Raw genomic sequence first — 19496 nt, forward strand, 5'->3', positions numbered from 1 at the left:
CCTACCAGGGCACGCCCAGTAAAGGACACACAGAATTATGTCTATTTTCCTCAACAAGGATTCGAAGGTCATCGTCCAGGGCATCACCGGCGGCGAGGGAACCAAGCACACCGCGCTGATGCTCAAGGCCGGTACCCAGGTCGTCGGCGGTGTGAACGCGCGTAAGGCGGGCACCACCGTCTCGCACACCGACAAAGACGGCAATGCCGTCGAACTGCCTGTGTTCGCCACCGTGGCCGAGGCCATGGAGAAGACCGGCGCGGACGTCTCCATCGCGTTCGTTCCGCCGAAGTTCTCCAAGGACGCCATCATCGAGGCCATCGACGCGGAGATCCCGCTGCTCGTGGTGATCACCGAGGGCATCCCGGTGCAGGACACCGCCTACGCGTGGGCCTACAACGTGGAGAAGGGCGCCAAAACCCGGATCATCGGCCCCAACTGCCCCGGCATCATCACCCCCGGCGAATCGCTGGTCGGTATCACCCCGGCCAACATCACCGGCAAGGGCCCGATCGGCCTGGTGTCCAAGTCCGGCACCCTGACCTACCAGATGATGTACGAGCTGCGCGACTTCGGCTTCTCGACCTCCATCGGTATCGGCGGCGACCCGGTCATCGGCACCACCCACATCGACGCCATCGAGGCGTTCGAGAAGGATCCGGAGACCAAGCTGATCGTCATGATCGGCGAGATCGGCGGCGACGCCGAGGAGCGGGCCGCGGCCTACATCCAGGCCAATGTCACCAAGCCGGTCGTCGGCTACGTGGCCGGTTTCACCGCCCCCGAGGGCAAGACCATGGGCCACGCGGGCGCCATCGTCTCCGGCTCCTCGGGTACCGCGCAGGCCAAGAAGGACGCGCTGGAGGCCGCGGGCGTGAAGGTCGGCAAGACGCCGTCCGAGACCGCCGCGCTGGCGCGCGAGATCCTGGAGAAGGCAGCGGTTTCCGCCTGAGCCAGTTCACGCTGTGAGACAACAAGGGCCACCTGCACCGCTCGAGGTGTGGGTGGCCCTTCGTTTGGACGCCGTGTGCTGGGGAGCAGGATTCGGCCCACGCGCACGCCAACCTGCACGGTTCGAGACCGAGGGGGCCCCGAACCCCGGCGCAGCCGGAGGCGGCGCCAATGACACAGCGCGCGTGCGTGCAGTAGCGTCAAAGAGAATTCAGCCGTCAAGTACGTATTACTCGACCTAGGAGATGACGACATGTCATACCCGACCGGGGGCTCCGGGTACAACGCACCCGTTCCGCCCTCCGTTCCGCCCAATCCAGGCCAGCAGGCGGCCGGTGGTGGGAGTGCCGCTGGGGCCGGCGGGAAAGGACTGCCGTTCTTCCTCACCATCGGTGTGGCCGCGGTGGGCGTGATCGCCTTCCTGCTCGGCTTCCTGTCGTATGTGGGCGCCGATACCGATATGGATCTGCCGTCCTCGGCCGATACCAGCCTGAACCTGTTCGAGTACCAGGAAGCCACGATCGGCGGGCTGCTGCTGATCGCCGCGATCCTCGCGGGCCTGTCGCTGCTGCCCAAGCAGGACTGGGTCGGCGCGGCGGCCGCGGTGGCGGCCGGAACCTTCGTCACCATCCTGTTCCAGTTGTTCAGCCTGCCCGAGGGCGCGAAGGCCGAGATCGGGCTCTACCTGATCCTGGTCCTGGCGCTGGTGCAGACGGGCCTCGCGGTGGCGGTTGTGCTGTTCGACGCCGGAATTCTCACCCCGCCGGCCGCTCGTCCGGCGGCGCAGACCGGATTCCCCGGCGGACAGCAGGGTTACGGCCAGCAGCAGTACCAGGGCCAGCAGCAGGCATACGGCCAGCAGCCGGGCTACGGCCAGCAGTACAGCAGCGGTCAGCAGCAGCAGCCGGGTTACGGCCAGCAGCAGGCCTACGGCCAGCAGCCGGGTTACGCCCAGCAGCAACAGCAGCAGCAGGGTTACGGCCAGCAGCCGCAGCAGTCGCCGTATGCCGGTGGCCAGCAGCCCTCGCCGTACGGTCAGCAGCCGCCGCAGCAGCAGGCCTACGGCCAGCAGCCGCAGCAGCCGGGCCAGCAGGCCCAGCCGTTCGGTGGTGAACAGCCGTCCGATCCGGCCGCCGACGCCACCCGCGCGTTCCGGCAGTCCGACGACCAGAAGTGAGCACCGGCAGCACCCGGCGCGGCGCGCCTGAAGCGTCCGCGCCGGGGCGGCTGCCACTCTGAAATCCATGAGTTCCCCGCGTACCTCGTCGAACCACCCGCTTCGGGGGCCACGCAGGAGTTCGACGCGTTCCGGCGACGAGCCGGGTTTTCTCTCGCTACCGCCCGATCGCGCGCGGGTACTTCTCTTCGTGGCCTTCCGGCCCGCCGCTTTCGCCCTGGCGGTCATCGTGGTCACCATGCTGGTGACCCTCTTCACCGCGGGCAGCGATCTCACCGGTCTCAGTGGCGCGGTGGCCGCGGGCTGGCTGGCCGTGCACCAGGTGCCGCTGCTGATCGGCAGCACGACGGTGGGCCTGCTGCCGGTACTGCCTACCGCGCTGCTGCTGTGGGCCGCGACCCGGGAAGCCGTCGCCGCCACCGATACCGAACCCACCCGGGCGGAATTGGGCTGGCTGTGCGGCGCCGCTGTGGGGGGTCCGCTGCTGATCACCGCGGTATGCCTGGCGGTAACCGAGGATGCGTCGGGATCCATTGCGCTGCAACGCCCCAACCCGCTGACCGCCTTCGGGTGGGTACTGCTCCTGCACCTGACCGCCGTGTTGTGCGGTATCGCGTTCCGGTGCCGGGACCGCATCTTCGAGGGCCTGCCCTACGACGTGATCGCTGCCGCCTATGTGGCGGCCCGGGCCGTGTTGCGCCTGCTGGCCGCCGCGGCGGTGCTGCTGGTGCTGGCCCTGCTGGTGCACTGGTCGCGGGTCGGCGAGACCTACGGTTCCACGGAAGGGGTCGTGGACGTACTCGGGCTCACGCTGCTCTCACTGCTGTACCTGCCGAACGCCGTGGTGGCCGGGGTCGGGGTGCTGGTGGGTCCGGGAGTCGAGTTCGGTGATGCGTCGGTCGGGGTGTTCACCGTGGTCGGTGGACCGATTCCGGCGGTCCCGGTACTCGCCGCGGTACCGACGGGCCCGGCAGTGCTCTGGTGGGCGTTGCTGCTGCTCGTACCGGCGGCCGTGGGCGTGTACGGGGGTGTGGAATCGGCTCGGGTGAGCTACGACCGTCCGGGCGCGCCCTGGGCACTGCTCGCCGCGGCCGGGCTCGGAAGCGCGACGCTCACCGCGCTGGCCGCGCTGTCCGGGGGAGAGCTGGGAAATTTCGGGCGCCTGGGCCTCGAGCTACCGGTGTTCGCGCTGGCGGTGTTCGCCTGGCTGGCGATTCCCGGCTACGCCGGCCTGCTGTTCGCGCGGACCTTCGTCGTCTCTTTCCCCACACCGCTGATGCGCCATCCCGACGCGCTCTTCGACCCCGACGATATCGACTTCGACGAGGACTACTACCCCGAGGACCACGGGCGCGCCCGGCCCGCCGCGGATCGCGCGCTACCGGCCGGGCGGCTCCCGGAGCTGCCGGGCGATTCCGCCATCGATGCCGCCGGCCGCTACGCCGATCTGCTCGACCGGCCGCGCGCCGAGTCGCCGGGACCCGAGCAACCGCTGGAGGTCGAAGCCGAAGTGATCGAGGATCAGCCGCGCGGTGCTGCCGCGGGGACCGTCGCCGCCGCGGAGACGGCACCCGAGATCGTCGATGCGGAAGTGGTCGAACCGGACGCCCTCGACGGAGACGACGGCGACCCGCGCCGAGCCTGACCGCGTCGGCCCGGTCCCGGCTCACTGCCGCCGAAGGCGGGCCCGGCCGCGTCCACTAGGCTCTATCCGTGCCGCGGGTTCGTCCCCGCCGGCGGGTGGACCCCGCCCGCCGTTCCTTCGAACTCCAGGAGTAGAGCCCTGACCGCCCCGGAACCCACCGACTCCACCCCGGCCGGCCTGGTCGTACTCGCCTCGGGGACCGGTTCACTGCTGCGCGCGTTGCTCGACGCCGCGGCCGACCCCGGTTATCCGGCACGGATCCACGCGGTGGGCGTCGACCGGGAGTGCGCCGCCGTCGACCACGCGGCGGCGGCGGGCGTACCCACCTTCCGGGTCGCGGTCGGCGACCATCCCGATCGCGGTGCCTGGGATGCGGCGCTCACCGAGGCAGTGGCCGGATACTCGCCCGACCTGGTGATCTGTGCGGGCTTCATGAAGCTGCTGGGCCCGGTGTTCCTGGATCGTTTCGGCGGCCGGATCATCAACACCCATCCGGCTCTGCTACCCGCTTTCCCCGGGGCGCACGGGGTGCGGGACGCGCTGGCCTACGGGGTCCGGGTCACCGGGACCACCGTGCACCTGGTGGACGCCGGAGTGGACACCGGTCCGATCCTGGCACAGGAGCCCGTCCGGGTCGATCCGGCCGACGACGAGGCCGAATTGCACGAGCGCATCAAAGTTGTGGAGCGACGGTTGCTGGTGGAGGTTGTCGCCGCCGTCGCGACCCGCGGAATTGTCTCCGATGGACGAAAGGCAGTTATCCCTGATGAGCGAGTTCTCCGGTGAGTGAACGCACGCCGATCCGCCGGGCGCTGGTGAGCGTCTACGACAAGACCGGGCTCGTGGAGCTGGCGACCGCGCTGCACGCGGCGGGGGTGGAGCTGGTGTCCACCGGGTCGACCGCGGCGCGGATCGCGGACGCCGGTGTCCCGGTGACCAAGGTCGAGGATCTGACCGGGTTTCCGGAAACCCTGGACGGCCGGGTCAAAACCCTGCATCCGCGGGTACACGCGGGCATTCTGGCCGATACCCGCAAAGCCGAACACCTCGACCAGCTCACCGAACTGGGTATCGAGGCCTTCCAGCTGGTGGTGGTGAACCTCTACCCGTTCAGCGAAACCGTCGCGAGCGGGGCGAGCCCGGACGACTGCGTCGAACAGATCGATATCGGCGGACCGTCGATGGTGCGCGCCGCGGCCAAGAACCATCCGTCGGTCGCCGTAGTGGTGAACACCGGCGATTACGACGAGGTCCGCAAGGCCGTCGCCGACGGAGGGTTCACGCTCTCGGAACGAATCGCGTTGGCCGCCAAGGCATTCCAGCACACCGCGAGTTACGACGTCGCGGTGGCCAACTGGATGGCGTCGACGCTGGTCGAGAAGTCCGCCGAGGAGGCGGAGTTCCCCTCCTGGATCGGCGCGGTCTGGGACCGTTCGGCGGTGCTGCGCTACGGCGAGAATCCGCATCAGCGGGCGGCGCTGTACACCGACGGCGACGGCGGACCCGGACTGGCGCGGGCGCGGCAGTTGCACGGCAAGGAGATGTCGTACAACAACTACACCGACGCCGATGCCGCCCGCCGGGCCGCCTACGACCACGAGGCGCCCGCGGTGGCGATCATCAAACACGCCAACCCCTGCGGTATCGCGACGGGTGCGGATATCGCCGAGGCGCACCGCAAAGCGCATGCCTGCGATCCGGTGAGCGCCTACGGCGGCGTCATCGCGACCAACCGCGAGGTCTCGGTGGCGATGGCCCAGCAGGTGGCCGAAATCTTCACCGAGGTGATCGTGGCGCCTTCCTACGCCGACGGTGCCGTCGAGGTGTTGCAGCGTAAGAAGAACATCCGCATCCTGATCGCCGAAGCGCCGGCACCCGCGGGCGCGGAGCACCGGCCGGTGAGTGGCGGACTGCTGGTCCAGGAGCGCGATGTGATCGACGCCGACGGCGATGATCCGGCGAATTGGACCCTCGCGGCCGGTGAAGCCGCGGACGCGGCGACGCTCGCCGATCTCGAATTCGCCTGGCGCGCCTGCCGGGCCGTGAAATCCAACGCCATCCTGCTGGCCCACGACGGTGCGTCGGTGGGTGTCGGCATGGGTCAGGTCAACCGGGTCGATTCGGTACGGCTCGCCGTTCAGCGAGCCGGTGACCGGGCCGCCGGGTCGGTGGCGGCCTCGGACGCGTTCTTCCCGTTCCCCGACGGGCCGCAACTGTTGCTGGAAGCCGGTATCCGGGCGATCGTCCAGCCGGGCGGTTCGGTGCGCGACCAGGACACCATCGACGCGGCGCGGGCGGCCGGGGTGACCATGTACTTCACCGGGTCCCGCCACTTCGCCCACTGATATCGGCCGGCGCGGCAAACGCCCGTGGCCCCTCGATCCAGAGCGATCGAAGGGCCACGGGCTGCCACGCCGGGTCGATTGCCTGTCAATCGAGCGTGGGCGGGATGCACAGGGGAATCGGCATGCACGGGTCGGCTGTGCCCGACAGCGTGAAGAACAGCGCGGCAAGCGCATCGGCCGATCCGAGACCGGCGCCCGGTGACCGCACGGAGACGGGTGGGGTCCCGCTGTCGAACGGTTCGAGGGGGACGCCGCTCCCGGCTGTGGCGATACCTGCCGCCGAGCCGAGGATTATCGCTATCGCTGCCGAACCGGTGACGAGTGCACGCCGCATATCCGTAGATCCTTCATCCGCCGGCCGCCGTGGCGACCGGAACAACTCTTGCCGGCACCGTAGAAGGCCTACGAGCGCCGGGGTGGCCCGCAATTGTGTTGGCCCGGCCGGGTCTTCGGTCCGGCCCGGTCAGAGAGCGTATTCAGCAATTCGTGGTGCCCGGGACGCAAGCCGACAGGGTTGCGAGCTCGGTGAGCAGGCCTGCCGAACCGGTGGCCACTGCGGCGACTTCCTCGTGTGCCGTCCCCGGGACGGATACCGCAGCAGGGGCGGCGGGTTCGAGTGGCAGGCCGGTCCCGGCGACGGCCGTTGCGGTGCCGGCCGATACATTGACGATCGCGGCAGCCGCAATGGCGATTGCGCCCGAGAGCAGTGCACTCTGCATATCCACTATTCCTTTTTCGGTCGATCGTTGTCGTGAGCGCGTCGGCGGAGCCGGATATGAGGTACAACCACGGTTGTGCCCTTCCGATCCGGAGACCGCTACGTGTCTCTCCAGGAGATCACAACGGGGGGACGGACGGGTTTCCGCCGAGGATGGCTGCGAGGCCGGTGATGAGAGTGCCGAGCACCTCGGCCGAACCACTTGAGATCGGGCCGCTCAGCGACGAGCCACTGGGTCCGTGACCGACGCCGGACCCGGTGGAATCACCCTGTACTGTGCGCGGTGCGGTCGGCGCGGTGGCTTCGAGCGGTAGCCCGGCCGCGGCCGCGGTGCCGGCACCGGTCATCGAGCCGGCCGCGATTGCCAGTGCGGCGATGCTGCCGACGAGAGTTTTCTGCAAGTCCGTGTTCCCTTCTGCGATCTGGGCACGGTCGGTGGCCGTACGAGGAGCACGTTATGGCAGGTTCCGGCCGCAGGTAAGCCGCGAGTTCCTCCGCCCAAGTTTTCGGGGGCACGGGATGGGTTGCGCTGCAGGCATTACGCGTGGTGACGGATACGTGGACCCCGCGTCAAGCGGCGCTGAGCACTTGCCGGTCGCCCAGCGGCGCGCGCAGCCGGATCTCCAGGGTGCCGAAAACCGCCGTCATCACGCACATCTTGTCGACGGCGTCGGCGCGGGTGCCGCTGCGGAGTTCCACGGTGACCGCGCTGTCGTCCTCGGTGGCGGTGGCGTCCACGCCGAAGCATTCGGGCACGCCGGTCTCGAAGTGGATGGCGATCCGGTCATCGGCCACCTTCGTCCACGAGGTGAAGGGGACGGGATGGGCACCGACGATCGACGGATCCGCGGTGAAGGGGTGGCCGGGGTCGGCCCCGGGGTCTTCGGTGGGAGTCGCGGGCGTTTTCGCCGGGGCGGGTACGGAGGTCGGGGTGGGCCCGGGGTCCGGGTCGGCGGTGCCGTTGCTACCGCAGGCCGAGACCGCGAGGGTGACGCCGAGAACCAGAATTGCCGTACATCCCCGCAGTGTGACCATGCGGACCACTGTAATGGGCGCCTGCTCCTCGCCGACCGTGCGTGGAGCCGGCAGCCGGACGCCCGGCACCGCGTCGTGCGGTGCCGGGCGTCCGGGCGAGAATCCGGCGTCGCGTCAGCGGCTGGTGAAGGGGAGCAAAGCCATTTCGCGCGCGTTCTTCACCGCGACCGCGACCTGGCGCTGCTGCTGCGGGGTCAGGCCGGTGACCCGGCGGCTGCGGATCTTGCCGCGGTCGGAGATGAAGGTGCGCAGCAGATTCACGTCCTTGTAGTCGACCGTCTCGATACCCGCGGCGATCAGCGGGTTCTTCTTGGGCCGGCGAGCCTGTTCGGCGCGGACCTTCTTCGACGGGCCTCGTTTGACTGCCATATGACCGGTTCCTAACTCACGAGATCGGTGGGTTACCAGCTCGATTTGTGCACACCGGGCAACTCTCCTCGATGCGCCATCTCGCGCACACGCACACGCGAAAGGCCGAACTTCCGGAGATAACCGCGCGGTCGCCCGTCGGCGGTGTCCCGATTGCGCAATCGTACCGGACTGGCGTCACGGGGCAGTCGCCGCAGGGCCGCCTGGGCGGCCAAACGTTCGTCTTCCGGCGTGGAGGGTTTACGGATCAGTTCTTTGAGCTCGGCGCGCCGCTCGGCGTAGCGGGCCACAACGGCGCGTCGCTGCTGGTTACGGGCGATCTTGGACTTCTTGGCCATCAGCGCTCCTCTCGGAAGTCGACGTGCCGGCGGACCACGGGATCGTATTTCCGCAGCACCATGCGGTCGGGGTCGTTGCGGCGGTTCTTACGGGTGACGTAGGTGTATCCGGTGCCCGCGGTGGAGCGGAGTTTGATCACCGGACGGATTTCGGTCGATTTCGATGCCATCGGTGCGCTCAGATCCGGATGCCGCGGGCGCGGAGGCGGGCCACCACGGCTTCGATGCCGTCCCGGTCGATGGTTTTGATCCCCTTGGCGGACACATCGAGGGTGATCCGGCGGCCTTCGCCCGGCAGATAGTAGGTCTTGCGCTGGATGTTGGGATCCCAGCGCCGGCTGGTGCGTTTGTGCGAATGCGAGACGGCCTTACCGAATCCGGGTTTGCGGCCGGTGACCTGACAGTGCGCCGACATGGGGCTCCCTCCGATATGAACGATGATGACAATCGTTTTCGACAACGATGGGTCCACACTGTAGCGTGTGCCGGGTCGTAATTGAAAATCATTACCGAAAGGGTAGTGGTGTCCCATTCCGCACAACTCCCAGAAGTCATCGATCCCGGAGACCGCCGCACCCCGGTCGTGGTGGTCGCCGGCCTGCACGGTGATCCGGCCGGTTCCGTCGACCTCATCGCGGACGCCCTCGGCGCGGCCGCGGGCACTGTGGTGGTACGCCACGATCTCGCCGAACTCGGGGAGGGAGTCGTGCGCCGCACCGTGTCCCACAGCGGTACGGCCACCGTCTCGGTGCACGAACTCGCGCACGGCTGCGTCTCGTGCACCCTGAAGGCGGATCTGCTGCCGCTGCTGTGCACTCTCGCGGCCCGCGATTCGGTGCGGCGGATCGTGCTCGCACTGGACCCCGCCATCGAAGCGGAGTCGGTGTGCCAAGGGATCGGCGAGGTGGTCGTGGCCGGTGTCGTCGGCCGGGTGGACGGTCCCGCCGCACGAGATGTCCGCGTGGCCGCCGTGCTCACCGGTATCGACGCGCGCACCTGGCTCCCGGCGGCGACCGGTGACGAGGCGCTGAACGAACTGGGCTGGGCCTTGGCCGACGACGAGCGCACCGTCGCCCAACTGGCCGTCGGACAGGTCGACTTCGCCGACGCCCTGGTGATCACCGGAGGTGACGGCGTGGACCCGCTGCAGCGGGCCCGGCTCGGGGCGGTGCTGTCCCGGTTGGCGCCGCTCGCCCCGGCGCTGTGGTCGGACCCGGACGCCGCGGTCACCTCCGAAGCGGTCGAGGGACTGCTGGCCCGGATTCCGGCGGAGTCCCGGCGTGGACGGATCTTCGACGCGCATGCCCCGCTGCTGCGCGGTCAGCCTCCGCTGACCGCGGAATGCGGTGTGGAGCTGGTGGAGTTCGCCGCCGGACGCCCCTTCCACCCCGAGCGGCTGCACGAGGCGCTGGACGTACTGCTCGAAGGTGTGGTAACCGCGCGTGGCCGGGTATGGCTGGCGACCCAGCCGGACGAGGTCGTGTGGCTGGAATCGGCGGGCGGGGGGCTGCGGATCGGCGGCGCCGGTCGCTGGCTGGCGGCGATGGCCGAAGCCGAACGCGCCGAGGTCGAGCCGGAGCGGCTGGCCATGGCCCGGCTGCGCTGGGACGACCGGTTCGGCGACCGCGACAATTCGCTGGTCGTCCTGCTTCACGCGGCCGACCCGGACGAGGTCCGGCAGGCCCTGGACCGGGCGCTGGTCGACGATGCCGAATTGCGGCTGGTCGAGCGGGCACCGCATCAGGTGGCCCACTGGCCCGATCCCTTCGGCGAATGGCACACCGACCCCTGCGATTCCGACGATCCCTATCCGGCCGTCACCGGTGAAGGCCGGGGCGGCGAAACGGGCGAGCGCGCCCGGAAGGAGAGGTGATGAAAGCCGATATCCATCCCGATTACCATCCCGTCGTCTTCGAGGACGCGAGTACCGGGGCCCGGTTCCTGACCCGTTCCACGGCCACCGGCGACCGGTCGGTCACCTGGACCGACGGCAATACCTATCCGCTGCTGACGGTGGACGTCACCGCGGATTCGCACCCCTTCTGGACCGGCGCGCACCGCGTGCTCGATACCCAGGGGCGCGTGGAGAAATTCGAACGCAGATACGGCCGGCGTGCCGGGCGGACCCGGAAGGAGCACTGAGATGGCGGTACCGAAGCGGAGGATGTCGCGGTCCAATACCCGTAGTCGCCGAGCGAACTGGAAGGCCACGCCGCCGGATCTGGTCCCGGTCACGGTGGACGGTGTGGTGCATCGGGTGCCGCGGCGATTGGTCGAGGCCGCCCGGCGTGGCCTGCTGGACTTGAAACGCCGGTAACCTGTCAGGCCCCCTAGATGCGAAATACACTCGGCGACAGTCGTATCCGGTCGGAAGCGCGGACAGGGAGAGCGGCTCGGGCAAATATTTCGCAACCATGATCATGACCTCTACCTGGACTGATCGGGTGCTGGGCGGTTGCGAGTCGAAGCCGGGTGCGGTACCGCTATTTCGGAGACCTATGCGGTGAATGCCGCAAAAAATGCGGCAGACTACTGCTTTATCGGTCCATACCGGTTATCCTCGTGCGTGAGGGCGGGTCTCCCAGAGATGGGAGACCCGCTCATCGCCAATTTCGGGGGCTTTCGCCTCGATTCCCGCGGGTGACTCCGCCCCCTGTCGCGAGTCGCATTCCGCCGTGAGCGCCTGCGCGATATCGCCCACCTGTCGCAGAAGCGCCAGGGCGAGCGCGGCCGGTAGCAACAGCAGCGATACCGGCCACGGCAACTCCACCCGCTCGGGCCGGTCCGCCCCGGCCGCGAAATCGGCGAGGGTGGCTTCCATTTCGCTGATCTCGACCCGCAGTTCCGATACCTCGGAGCGCAGACCGCACACCTGGGCCCACAGCTCCCGCAGGAGCTTCTCCTGATCGGAGGGCACTGTTTCGGTTCCCACCCGGATCAGCGCGCCGGTTCCGGCAACGGCTGAGCCCGCTGCGCGAGCGCCGCCGCCGCATTGGGCCGGGCGGCGGGCCGGATCTGCTCGTCCGCCGGAAACACACCACCGTTACCGCCTGCCGGGCCGCCGGCATCGGCCGCACCGGGCTTCGTGGCGCGGGGGGTATCGTCGGGTCGCTCCGGCGCCACCAGCACCGCGGTGATCGGAACGGCCAGCGCCAGCAGGCCGATGACGAACATCGGAAAGGCGTAGCCGAACAGTTCCATGCCCTGCGCGGGTTCGGCATCGGGGTCGAAACGGAATTCCAGGGCGGCGACACCGGTGAAGTAGACGGCCGCCACGCCCGCACCGAACATCGCGATCGACCCGACCCGGGCGGCGGGGAAGCGGAACCGCTGGAAGAGGAACACACACAGCGAGGAAGCGGTCACCACGACGATGATCGCGACGACGAAGAGCCCGATGTTCAGCGAGACCGAACCTTGGATATCGATCGAGGTGAGCTGCAGCCACAGCATGATCCCGAATCCGAGACCGAGCCCGGCCGCCGCGTTCACCATACGTTTGACCTCGAACTCCCGACCGGCGAGCAGCAGGCCGAGGAAGACCGCGGCGACGGCGAACACCAGGGACAATGTCAGGTCCGAGATGTCGTAGCGCAGAATGTGGCCCGGAATGGAGATACCCAGCATCGAGACGGTGCTGGCCAGCCAGACCCCGATACCGCCGATGGACACCGCGGCGGCGGCTACCCAGACCGGGCGGAACCGGACCGAACGGCGTCCGTTCACCGCGCACGCCAGGCCCACGAACATCCCGACCGCCGACACCCCGAAGGTGAGCAGGGTCAGCCAGTAGCCCATGGTGAACAGATCGGCGGTCTCGACCGTTTCCGCGGCCAGCACCTCAACCATGCCGGGCGACTCCCTCGTATTCCTGAGCCTTCAAACGGTTGATCGCGTACTCGGTGACGGCGGCCAGCGCCTGCCGGACCTCTTTCGCGTCACGGGCGTCGATATCCACGATCGGCACACCCTCGCGCACCGACAGTGCCTCGCGCAGTTCGGCCATCGCGAACCGCGGCGAGTTCGGAAACCGGTTGACCGCGATCAGGAACGGCAGATTGCGGGCCTCGAAGAAGTCGACGGCCGCGAAACTGTCCTCCAGCCGGCGGGCGTCCACCAGCACCACCGCGCCGATGGCGCCGCGGATGAGGTCGTCCCACATGAACCAGAACCGGCGCTGACCGGGCGTGCCGAACAGGTACAGCGTCAGGTTGCCCGGGAGAATGATTCTACCGAAATCCATTGCGACAGTTGTGGTCTGCTTGTTCGGGGTGTCGTCGAGATTGTCGACGCCGTCGGAGAAGCTGGTGACCATCGCTTCCGTACGCAGCGGCACGATCTCCGAGACCGCACCCACGAAAGTTGTTTTGCCCGCGCCGAATCCGCCGGCGACGACGATCTTGGTCGACGCGACCCGGGTTTCGGTATCGGCCGCACCGCCACCCTGGTTCTTGCTAAAGGGCTCGGAGTCCACGCAATGTCCTCTCCATCAGCGACCGGCGTTCGTCGTAACTCGCCTGCTCGGTCAAAGTCGAATGCACTCGCAGGTTGCCGTCCACGACGAGATCACCGATGACGACGCGGACCATACCGAGCGGGCGATCGAGATGCGCGGCGATTTCGGCAACCGACAGCTGGTGGGTACCGAGCCGGAGGATCTCGGCTCGGATGTCACCGGACGGCCAATCGAATTGTGCATGATAGGAGATGGTTTCGATAACCGCCTCCATCGGCAGATCCACTGCCGGCTGGGTCCGGCCGGCGGTGATCGCGTAGGGGCGGACACGTCCGGCCCGGCGCGGACTGCTCGGTTGCGCAGGAGCGCTGAACCGATAGGCACCGGTGTTGTACTGCGAGGAACCGGGTCCGAAGTTCTGTGCGCCCGGACCGTAGTTCCGATCCGGGGAGCCGAATCCGGTTCCGCCGGTGTGTGATTCGGGCGTTCCTTGGCCGAATTGGGACATGGTGCTCAGACGGTGGATCGGGCGGTCGCGCTGACGACCGAACCCACGCGATCGACCAGCAGGGCCATCTCGTAGCCGATCCGGCCGATATCGTGCTGCTTGTTGGCGAGTACCGCGATATGCGAGCCGTTGCCGACGCTCATCACCAGTAGGTAGCCGCGCTGCATCTCCACGATCGACTGCATCACCTTGCCGCCGTCGAACAATTGGGCCGCGCCGGTGGAGAGACTGGCCAGACCCGCGGTCACCGCGGCCAGCTGTTCGGCCCGGTCGGCGGGCAGATGGGGGCTCACAGCTTGCAGCAGGCCGTCCGCGGAGACCAGGACGGCATGGGAGACACCCGGCACGTCCCGGGTGAATCTGGCGACCAGCCAGTTCAGGTTCTCGTCCGTGCTGCTCTTCGGGTCGTCGGTCATGCAAGCCCTCCGTCATTGTTCTGCGCGTCGGCCCGCCCACTGCGGACCCCGCTCAGGTGTCTGGTCAGATTGCTCCGGATTTCCGCCGGGTCCCGCGGGGCCTCGTCTTCGACGGGGGTGAGCCCGCCGGGTACGAGCTGCGCGCCCGGTCGGCGGATGGGGAGCCCGTTCGCGGTCTTGGAGTCCGAGCTCGGCTTGGCGGCGTCCTCCGCGGCCAGCCAGCCGATATCGGCGGGAGTGGTCCAGTCCTGGCGCGGCTCGTCCGCAGTGGTGGCCGGCTCGACCAACCATTCCGAGACCATACGCTGGTAGATCGGAGTGGGGGTTTCGCCGCCGACCGGTTGGAGCCGCGAGGAAGTGGTCGTGGACGTCACCGGCTCGTCGCGGCGCGTCTCGGAACGGCCGAACGGGTCGTCGTGGTCCATACCCGGCCGCCGGATCGGCAGGCCGGAGCGGGCGGTGACCGCCGGCGGCTCCGGGTCGGACTTCGGCCGGTCCTCCGGTGTCGGGTCCTCGACCGGAGCCGGGAAGGGCTGGGACTTGTGGGTTTCCGACCACAGCCCGGTGGGCGGCTCGTCTGCTTCCGGAGTATCCGGGACCGGATCGAAGGCCGAGAAGGTGTCGCGGGATCCACTGCCGTTCGCCGTGTCCTTGCCGATGGCCGCGGGGCCGTGCGTGGACGGGCGGCGCTGCGGCAGACCGGTGGATGTGGTGCCGAAACTCGAGGTCATGGGCGCAGGGGTGAGCGGCCGCGCCGCGGGGAGATCGGTCCGCGAGGTCCACGAATCCGAGGACGGCAGATCGGGTACCGGGGTCAGCTGCCGCGGCGCCGGCGGCGGGGGGAGCGGGGGCAGCTGGGAGGTGTGCTGCAATTGCGGCGGGGGCGCGGAGAGATCGGCGGTGAGGGTGTTCGAGTCGTCGGATCCGGTGTCGGGTGAGATCAGCAGGCCCGGCAAGTGCAGGCTGGCGGTGATACCGGGCTGCTGTGCCATGGTCGAGGTACGTCGCAGACCCACGGTGATCTGATGCCGTTTGGCCAGCCGGCCGACAACGAAAAGACCCATGCGGCGTGCGGTTTCGACATTGATCTCACCGCCGGAGGCCAGGCGCGCATTGGCGGCCTGCAGATCCTCGGTGGCCATACCCAGTCCCCGGTCGGTGATCTCGATGAGGTACCCGCCGTCCACCGCGCGGGAGACGGTCACCGCCACCGGTGTATTGGGCGGGGAGTACCGCAGCGCATTGTCGATGACCTCCGCGAGCAGGTGTTCGATATCGACCGCGGGCTCGCCGGCGACCACACCCTCGGGTACATGACCGATCTCGACCCGTTGATAGTCCTCGACCTGGGAAACCGCACTCCACAGCATATCCGAGAGCTGGACCGGTTCGAGCTGGCCGCGACGCAGTGCGGTACCGGCCAGCACGAGCAGATTGTCACCATTGCGCCGCATTCGAGTGGCGAGATGGTCGAGCCGGAACAGACTCTGCAGACGTTTCGGATCCTCTTCGTCGTGCTCGAGATCCTCGATGATGCCGAGTTGCTGTTCGACCAGCGACTGGCTGCGCCGGGACAGGGTCTCGAACATGTTGCCGATCTGCACACGGAGACGGGCCTGGTCGGCGGCCAGGTTGAGGGCCTGCTGGTGCATTTCGTCCACCGCGCGGGCGAGCTGGCCGATCTCCTCGGTGCCCTGGACGCCGACCGGTTCGATCTCCGGGGTGTCGGCGCCACCGCGGACCTGCTCGAGTTCTTCGGGAAGGCGCACATGGGCCACTTCCAGAGCGTCGCGGCGCAATCGGCGCACCGGGACGACCAGGGTCCGGGCGACCGCGAGCGCGAGGGTCAGACCGCCGAGCAGGGCGGTGATGAGCAGAGCGGTTTCGCGCAGCGCGCTGTTCTGGGCGGAGACGGTCGCATGGTGCAGCGCGCCGTTGATGGTGGCGATCAGTTGGTCGGTGGTGACCTGGTAGGCCCGGGAGCTGGTGTCGAGGGATTTCAGCGCGGCGGGATCGGTCATCGCGCCCTGGGTGCCCTGGCTGAAGATCGCCAGGCGGGTCTGCACCGCGTCCAGGAGCGGTCGCATATTGCCGGCCACATCCGGCATGATCTGTCCGTACTGGTGGATCATGGTGAGTTCGGCGCCACCGGAGGTGAGCACCCGGGCGCGCATGGCCGGGTTGTCCTCGGCGGTGGGCGAACTGATCACCAGACGCTGCGCGGTCAGCGACCGCCTTGCGTTCTGGATGGCGCTCACCTGCAGGAAGTAGCGCTGGATCGAGAGGTCCTCGACGGTGGGCGACTGGGCGAGCGCGTTACCGATCCGGACCGCGATCTCGTCGGCCTGGTCGCCCACCATGGCGGGCGATCCGTTGCTGAGGCCGCTGCGCATCGTGCTGCCGATGGTGAGTGCCGAGGACAGCTCGCGGGAGACATCCGGCCGGATCTGGTTGGAGTCCAGTGCCCTTTCCAGAGTTTCGTGGGCCGCGTCGAAACCGGCGAGGGCCGCGGAGGCCCGCGGGTCGCGGTTGTCCGCCCAGCCGGCGGTCGCGGTGACCGCGAGGTGTTCGGCGGCGGCGTTGTAGCCGACGATGGGCGCGATGATGCGGGACTGGCCGGTCGCGGCCTCGAGCTGTTCCAGGGTGCGTAGCTCGTTGTTGATCCGTAGCACCGCGAATAGGGTCGCCAGGACGACCGGCAGGACCAGGACGATGCCGACCTTGCGGGTGACCGACCAGTTGGACAGGCTGAATTGCCACGGTCGCGGGGTTTCCATCCGCCTCTGTCGCCTCCGCATCACGATCGACCTCTTTTGGCGCGTGGGCGTTTCAGTTATGATTCACTGCTGCACACCGAACCAACCGGAGGTCTAGTTTTTACCGATCGGAACATACCGTGCATGTTAGCGGCGGGCAATCGGGACGTTCAGACGGTTATACCGCGAATAAAGCAGATGTGGAACAGGTTTCGTGGCATATCACAGGGTGGTAATGGAACATCCGGTTGTCGGATGAATTCCCTGGTGAAGATGCCCGCGCGGGGGAACGTCGCGAGTTCGCCTTCATTGGGTCGACCGCTCCATACCTTCCCGTGAGGGGGAAGTTCGGCTCGATATTCTCACGCGCCCCGGCCCGCACCCGGAAAATTCGTCCGACGAAGCCGGTGGTCGGCGGGCTCGCGGTGCGGTGGCCCTCTCAGTAGCCTCTCAGTCGCTACCGTCAAACTGGTGTTATGCGGATTCTGGTGGTCGACGACGATCGTGCCGTGCGGGAGTCACTGCGCCGGTCGCTGACCTTCAACGGGTACACCGTCGATCTCGCGGTGGACGGTATCGACGCTTTGGAGAAGGCGACCGCCGACCGCCCGGACGCATTGGTACTCGATGTCATGATGCCTCGACTGGACGGACTCGAAGTGTGCCGGCGGCTGCGCAGCACCGGAGACGATCTGCCCATCCTGGTGCTGACCGCGCGCGATTCGGTTTCCGAACGAGTGGCGGGCCTCGATGCCGGAGCCGACGACTACCTGCCCAAACCGTTCGCTCTGGAAGAGTTGCTGGCCCGGCTGCGCGCCCTGCTGCGCCGTCGCGCCCCGGACACCGGCGAGATCTCCGAGGCGATGCACTTCGCCGACCTCTCCCTCGACCCGGTCACCCGCGAGGTCGCCCGGGGTACGCGGTCGATCTCGCTGACCCGCACCGAGTTCTCCCTGCTCGAAATGCTCATGTCCAATCCGCGCCGGGTGCTGACCCGCGGCCGGATACTCGAGGAGGTATGGGGCTACGACTTCCCGACCTCGGGTAACGCTCTGGAGGTCTATATCGGCTATCTCCGCCGGAAAACCGAGGCAGACGGCGAACCCCGCCTCATCCACACCGTGCGCGGGGTCGGCTACGTCCTGCGTGAAACTCCCCCGTAAGCGCGGATATGGCACGCACCTCACGGTCCGCGGACAAGAAACATTCGGTCGCGCCGCTCGGCGGTCCCTGGCCGGACGAGCCGGCCCCCATGCGACCCCCGACCCCGCTGACCCGCACCGTATCCCTGCGGTGGCGGGTCACCCTGCTGGCCGCCTCGCTGGTGGCGATCTTCGTGGCGATCACCTCCATCGCTGCCTACGCCATGGTCGCCCGCGCCCTCTACGGGCAGGTCGACGCGCAGTTGCGGGCGCGCGCCGCCACCATGATCAGTGGCGATATCGACAGCATGGCCTTCCAGTCGCTCGGCGTGGCGACACTGTTCTCCAACGATATCGGGGTCGCGCTGATCTATCCGCCGGCGAACGCGGAGTCCACCCAGCGGGCCGGCCTGCCCGCCTATATTCCGCCACAGCCGACCACCCCGCCCATCGGTACCGAGGAGATCGCGGTGGCGCGGGGCACCCGCGAATCGTCGCTGCGCACCTACAACAATCAGCGGGTACTCGCCGAGCGCATGGACTCCGGCGTCACGCTGATCATCTCGCAGCGACTGGAACCGACCCGCGAGGTGCTGGACCGGCTGGCCTGGCTGCTGTTCGCAGTCGGCGCCAGCGGTGTCGTCCTCGCCGCCGGAGCCGGTACCACGGTCGGGCGGACCGGGCTGCGGCCGATCGCCCGGCTGACCGCGGCCACCGAGCGCATCGCGCGCACCGACGATCTCACACCCATCCCGGTGACCGGCGACGACGAGCTCGCCCGGCTCACCGAGAGCTTCAACACCATGCTGCGCGCTCTGACCGAATCCCGGGACCGGCAACGGCGGCTGGTCGCCGACGCCGGCCACGAACTGCGCACCCCACTGACCTCCTTGCGCACGAATATGGAGCTTCTCATCGCCTCGAGCCGTCCCGACGCGCCCGCGATTCCCGAGGAGGATATGGCCGAACTGCGCTCGGATGTGATGGCACAGATCGAAGAGCTGTCCAACCTGGTCGGCGACCTGGTGGACCTGGCCCGCGAGGACGCCCCGGAAACCGTGTACGAGCGGGTCGACCTCGGGGAGGTGACCGAACGCGCGCTGGAACGGGTCCGCCGCCGCGGCGCGTCCGATTTCGCCGCCGAATTACGCCCCTGGTTCGTGTACGGGCACGACGCGGCATTGGAACGCGCGATTCTCAATGTTCTCGACAACGCCGCCAAATGGAACCCGCCCGGCGAACAGGTCCGCGTACGGATGGCCGAGACGGGCCGCGGGCTCCTGGAATTATCGGTCGACGATGCCGGGCCCGGTATTCCACCCGGCGAACGTGAGCTGGTCTTCGAGCGTTTCTATCGCACCACCGCCTCGCGCTCCATGCCCGGTTCCGGACTAGGGTTGGCAATCGTGAAGCAGGTCGTGACCAAACACGGCGGCACCATTGCCATCGATACCTCCGAGCGCGGTGGCGCCCTCATACGCATCGTATTGCCGGGTGAAAACCCACCCCCCGAGGAATATCGTCCGGAAAGCGTAGAAAGCGAATAATTGTGGAGGGGCCGAAATATTGCTGCTGTGTTTTCGGCGCGTCGCCGCGCGGGGTGGAGGCCCCCTTGGTCTCGCCGTTTCGACCTCGGGACC

Annotated in this window: 24 protein-coding genes; 10 read left to right on the forward strand and 14 right to left on the reverse strand. The window is 68.2% G+C overall.

The features are described 5' to 3' along the window. Positions 1–37 precede the first annotated feature (37 nt). The 5 genes from sucD to purH all read left to right on the forward strand — a co-directional run bounded on the left by sucD (position 38) and on the right by purH (position 6118). Positions 38–952, forward strand: coding sequence for a succinate--CoA ligase subunit alpha (sucD, locus tag NS4_RS24195; RefSeq protein WP_030522361.1), 915 nt, complete (start codon positions 38–40; stop codon positions 950–952). Between the two features lie 252 nt (positions 953–1204). After that, complete coding sequence (locus NS4_RS24200; RefSeq protein WP_063061798.1) at positions 1205–2128, forward strand: DUF5336 domain-containing protein; 924 nt, start codon at positions 1205–1207, stop codon at positions 2126–2128. A 67-nt stretch (positions 2129–2195) separates the two neighbouring features. After that, a complete protein-coding gene (locus tag NS4_RS24205; RefSeq protein WP_063061799.1) occupies positions 2196–3773 on the forward strand; it encodes a cell division protein PerM in 1578 nt (525 codons plus the stop codon). A gap of 138 nt (positions 3774–3911) precedes the next feature. Further along, positions 3912–4559 carry a phosphoribosylglycinamide formyltransferase gene (gene purN / locus NS4_RS24210; protein ID WP_063061800.1) on the forward strand — a complete coding sequence of 216 codons (648 nt, stop codon included), beginning with the start codon at positions 3912–3914 and terminating at the stop codon, positions 4557–4559. Continuing rightward, a complete protein-coding gene (purH, locus tag NS4_RS24215) occupies positions 4556–6118 on the forward strand; it encodes a bifunctional phosphoribosylaminoimidazolecarboxamide formyltransferase/IMP cyclohydrolase (protein ID WP_063061801.1) in 1563 nt (520 codons plus the stop codon). The genes purN and purH overlap by 4 nt, the downstream gene beginning before the upstream one ends. Positions 6119–6203: 85 nt before the next feature. Here the strand turns inward: purH and NS4_RS24220 are convergent, their stop codons facing one another. The 8 genes from NS4_RS24220 to rpmB form a co-directional block, all read right to left on the reverse strand. Continuing rightward, entirely contained in the window at positions 6204–6452 is a 249-nt protein-coding gene (locus NS4_RS24220; protein ID WP_063061802.1) for a hypothetical protein, read from the reverse strand. A 142-nt stretch (positions 6453–6594) separates the two neighbouring features. Next, the gene (locus tag NS4_RS24225) at positions 6595–6837 is read right to left on the reverse strand and encodes a hypothetical protein (protein WP_157106210.1); all 243 of its coding nucleotides are present in this window, start codon (positions 6835–6837) and stop codon (positions 6595–6597) included. 118 nt (positions 6838–6955) lie between these two features. After that, positions 6956–7237, reverse strand: a complete 282-nt coding sequence (locus NS4_RS24230; protein WP_063061804.1) for a hypothetical protein — start codon at positions 7235–7237, stop codon at positions 6956–6958. Between the two features lie 169 nt (positions 7238–7406). Continuing rightward, positions 7407–7871, reverse strand: coding sequence for a hypothetical protein (locus NS4_RS24235; protein WP_063061805.1), 465 nt, complete (start codon positions 7869–7871; stop codon positions 7407–7409). A gap of 114 nt (positions 7872–7985) precedes the next feature. Continuing rightward, a complete protein-coding gene (gene rpsR, locus NS4_RS24240; RefSeq protein ID WP_030522354.1) occupies positions 7986–8240 on the reverse strand; it encodes a 30S ribosomal protein S18 in 255 nt (84 codons plus the stop codon). A gap of 32 nt (positions 8241–8272) precedes the next feature. Further along, positions 8273–8578: a 30S ribosomal protein S14 gene (gene rpsN, locus NS4_RS24245; RefSeq protein WP_030522353.1), complete on the reverse strand. Its 306-nt coding sequence runs from the start codon at positions 8576–8578 to the stop codon at positions 8273–8275. Then, positions 8578–8748 carry a 50S ribosomal protein L33 gene (rpmG, locus tag NS4_RS24250; protein WP_063061806.1) on the reverse strand — a complete coding sequence of 57 codons (171 nt, stop codon included), beginning with the start codon at positions 8746–8748 and terminating at the stop codon, positions 8578–8580. Before rpmG ends, rpsN begins: the two co-directional genes overlap by 1 nt. A gap of 8 nt (positions 8749–8756) precedes the next feature. Beyond that, on the reverse strand, positions 8757–8993 hold the full coding sequence (gene rpmB / locus NS4_RS24255) for a 50S ribosomal protein L28 (RefSeq protein WP_063061807.1): 237 nt from the start codon (positions 8991–8993) through the stop codon (positions 8757–8759). Between the two features lie 108 nt (positions 8994–9101). Here rpmB and mrf point away from each other — a divergent pair, with 108 nt between their 5' ends. The 3 genes from mrf to rpmF are packed head-to-tail and all read left to right on the forward strand — an operon-like array spanning position 9102 to position 10895. Beyond that, on the forward strand, positions 9102–10451 hold the full coding sequence (gene mrf, locus NS4_RS24260) for a ribosome hibernation factor-recruiting GTPase MRF (RefSeq protein ID WP_245665676.1): 1350 nt from the start codon (positions 9102–9104) through the stop codon (positions 10449–10451). Continuing rightward, positions 10451–10720 carry a type B 50S ribosomal protein L31 gene (locus NS4_RS24265; protein WP_063061808.1) on the forward strand — a complete coding sequence of 90 codons (270 nt, stop codon included), beginning with the start codon at positions 10451–10453 and terminating at the stop codon, positions 10718–10720. The genes mrf and NS4_RS24265 overlap by 1 nt, the downstream gene beginning before the upstream one ends. 1 nt (position 10721) lies before the next feature. Then, complete coding sequence (rpmF, locus tag NS4_RS24270; RefSeq protein WP_063061809.1) at positions 10722–10895, forward strand: 50S ribosomal protein L32; 174 nt, start codon at positions 10722–10724, stop codon at positions 10893–10895. 237 nt (positions 10896–11132) lie between these two features. Here rpmF and NS4_RS24275 read toward each other — a convergent pair whose 3' ends face one another. From NS4_RS24275 to NS4_RS24300, 6 genes are all read right to left on the reverse strand, one after another. After that, positions 11133–11510: a hypothetical protein gene (locus NS4_RS24275; protein ID WP_157106211.1), complete on the reverse strand. Its 378-nt coding sequence runs from the start codon at positions 11508–11510 to the stop codon at positions 11133–11135. A 5-nt stretch (positions 11511–11515) separates the two neighbouring features. After that, the gene (locus NS4_RS24280; protein WP_157106212.1) at positions 11516–12427 is read right to left on the reverse strand and encodes an MHYT domain-containing protein; all 912 of its coding nucleotides are present in this window, start codon (positions 12425–12427) and stop codon (positions 11516–11518) included. Then, entirely contained in the window at positions 12420–13052 is a 633-nt protein-coding gene (locus NS4_RS24285; RefSeq protein WP_063061811.1) for a GTP-binding protein, read from the reverse strand. The genes NS4_RS24280 and NS4_RS24285 overlap by 8 nt, the downstream gene beginning before the upstream one ends. Then, positions 13033–13347, reverse strand: a complete 315-nt coding sequence (locus NS4_RS33530; protein WP_030522344.1) for a DUF742 domain-containing protein — start codon at positions 13345–13347, stop codon at positions 13033–13035. Before NS4_RS33530 ends, NS4_RS24285 begins: the two co-directional genes overlap by 20 nt. Positions 13348–13547: 200 nt before the next feature. Then, the gene (locus tag NS4_RS24295; protein ID WP_063061812.1) at positions 13548–13958 is read right to left on the reverse strand and encodes a roadblock/LC7 domain-containing protein; all 411 of its coding nucleotides are present in this window, start codon (positions 13956–13958) and stop codon (positions 13548–13550) included. Beyond that, on the reverse strand, positions 13955–16735 hold the full coding sequence (locus NS4_RS24300; protein ID WP_063061813.1) for an ATP-binding protein: 2781 nt from the start codon (positions 16733–16735) through the stop codon (positions 13955–13957). Before NS4_RS24300 ends, NS4_RS24295 begins: the two co-directional genes overlap by 4 nt. Before the next feature lie 455 nt (positions 16736–17190). Between NS4_RS24300 and NS4_RS24305 the strand changes: the two genes are divergently transcribed. Together NS4_RS24305 and NS4_RS24310 are read left to right on the forward strand one after the other, a co-directional pair. Next, positions 17191–17877 (forward strand): response regulator transcription factor, encoded by a 687-nt coding sequence (locus NS4_RS24305; protein WP_063061814.1) that lies wholly within the window; start codon positions 17191–17193, stop codon positions 17875–17877. Positions 17878–17885: 8 nt separating this feature from the next. Next, positions 17886–19403 carry a sensor histidine kinase gene (locus tag NS4_RS24310; RefSeq protein WP_063061815.1) on the forward strand — a complete coding sequence of 506 codons (1518 nt, stop codon included), beginning with the start codon at positions 17886–17888 and terminating at the stop codon, positions 19401–19403. Positions 19404–19496 lie beyond the last annotated feature (93 nt).

The organism is Nocardia sienata NBRC 100364, from assembly GCF_001613205.1.
In the GTDB taxonomy this organism is placed as follows: domain Bacteria; phylum Actinomycetota; class Actinomycetes; order Mycobacteriales; family Mycobacteriaceae; genus Nocardia; species Nocardia sienata.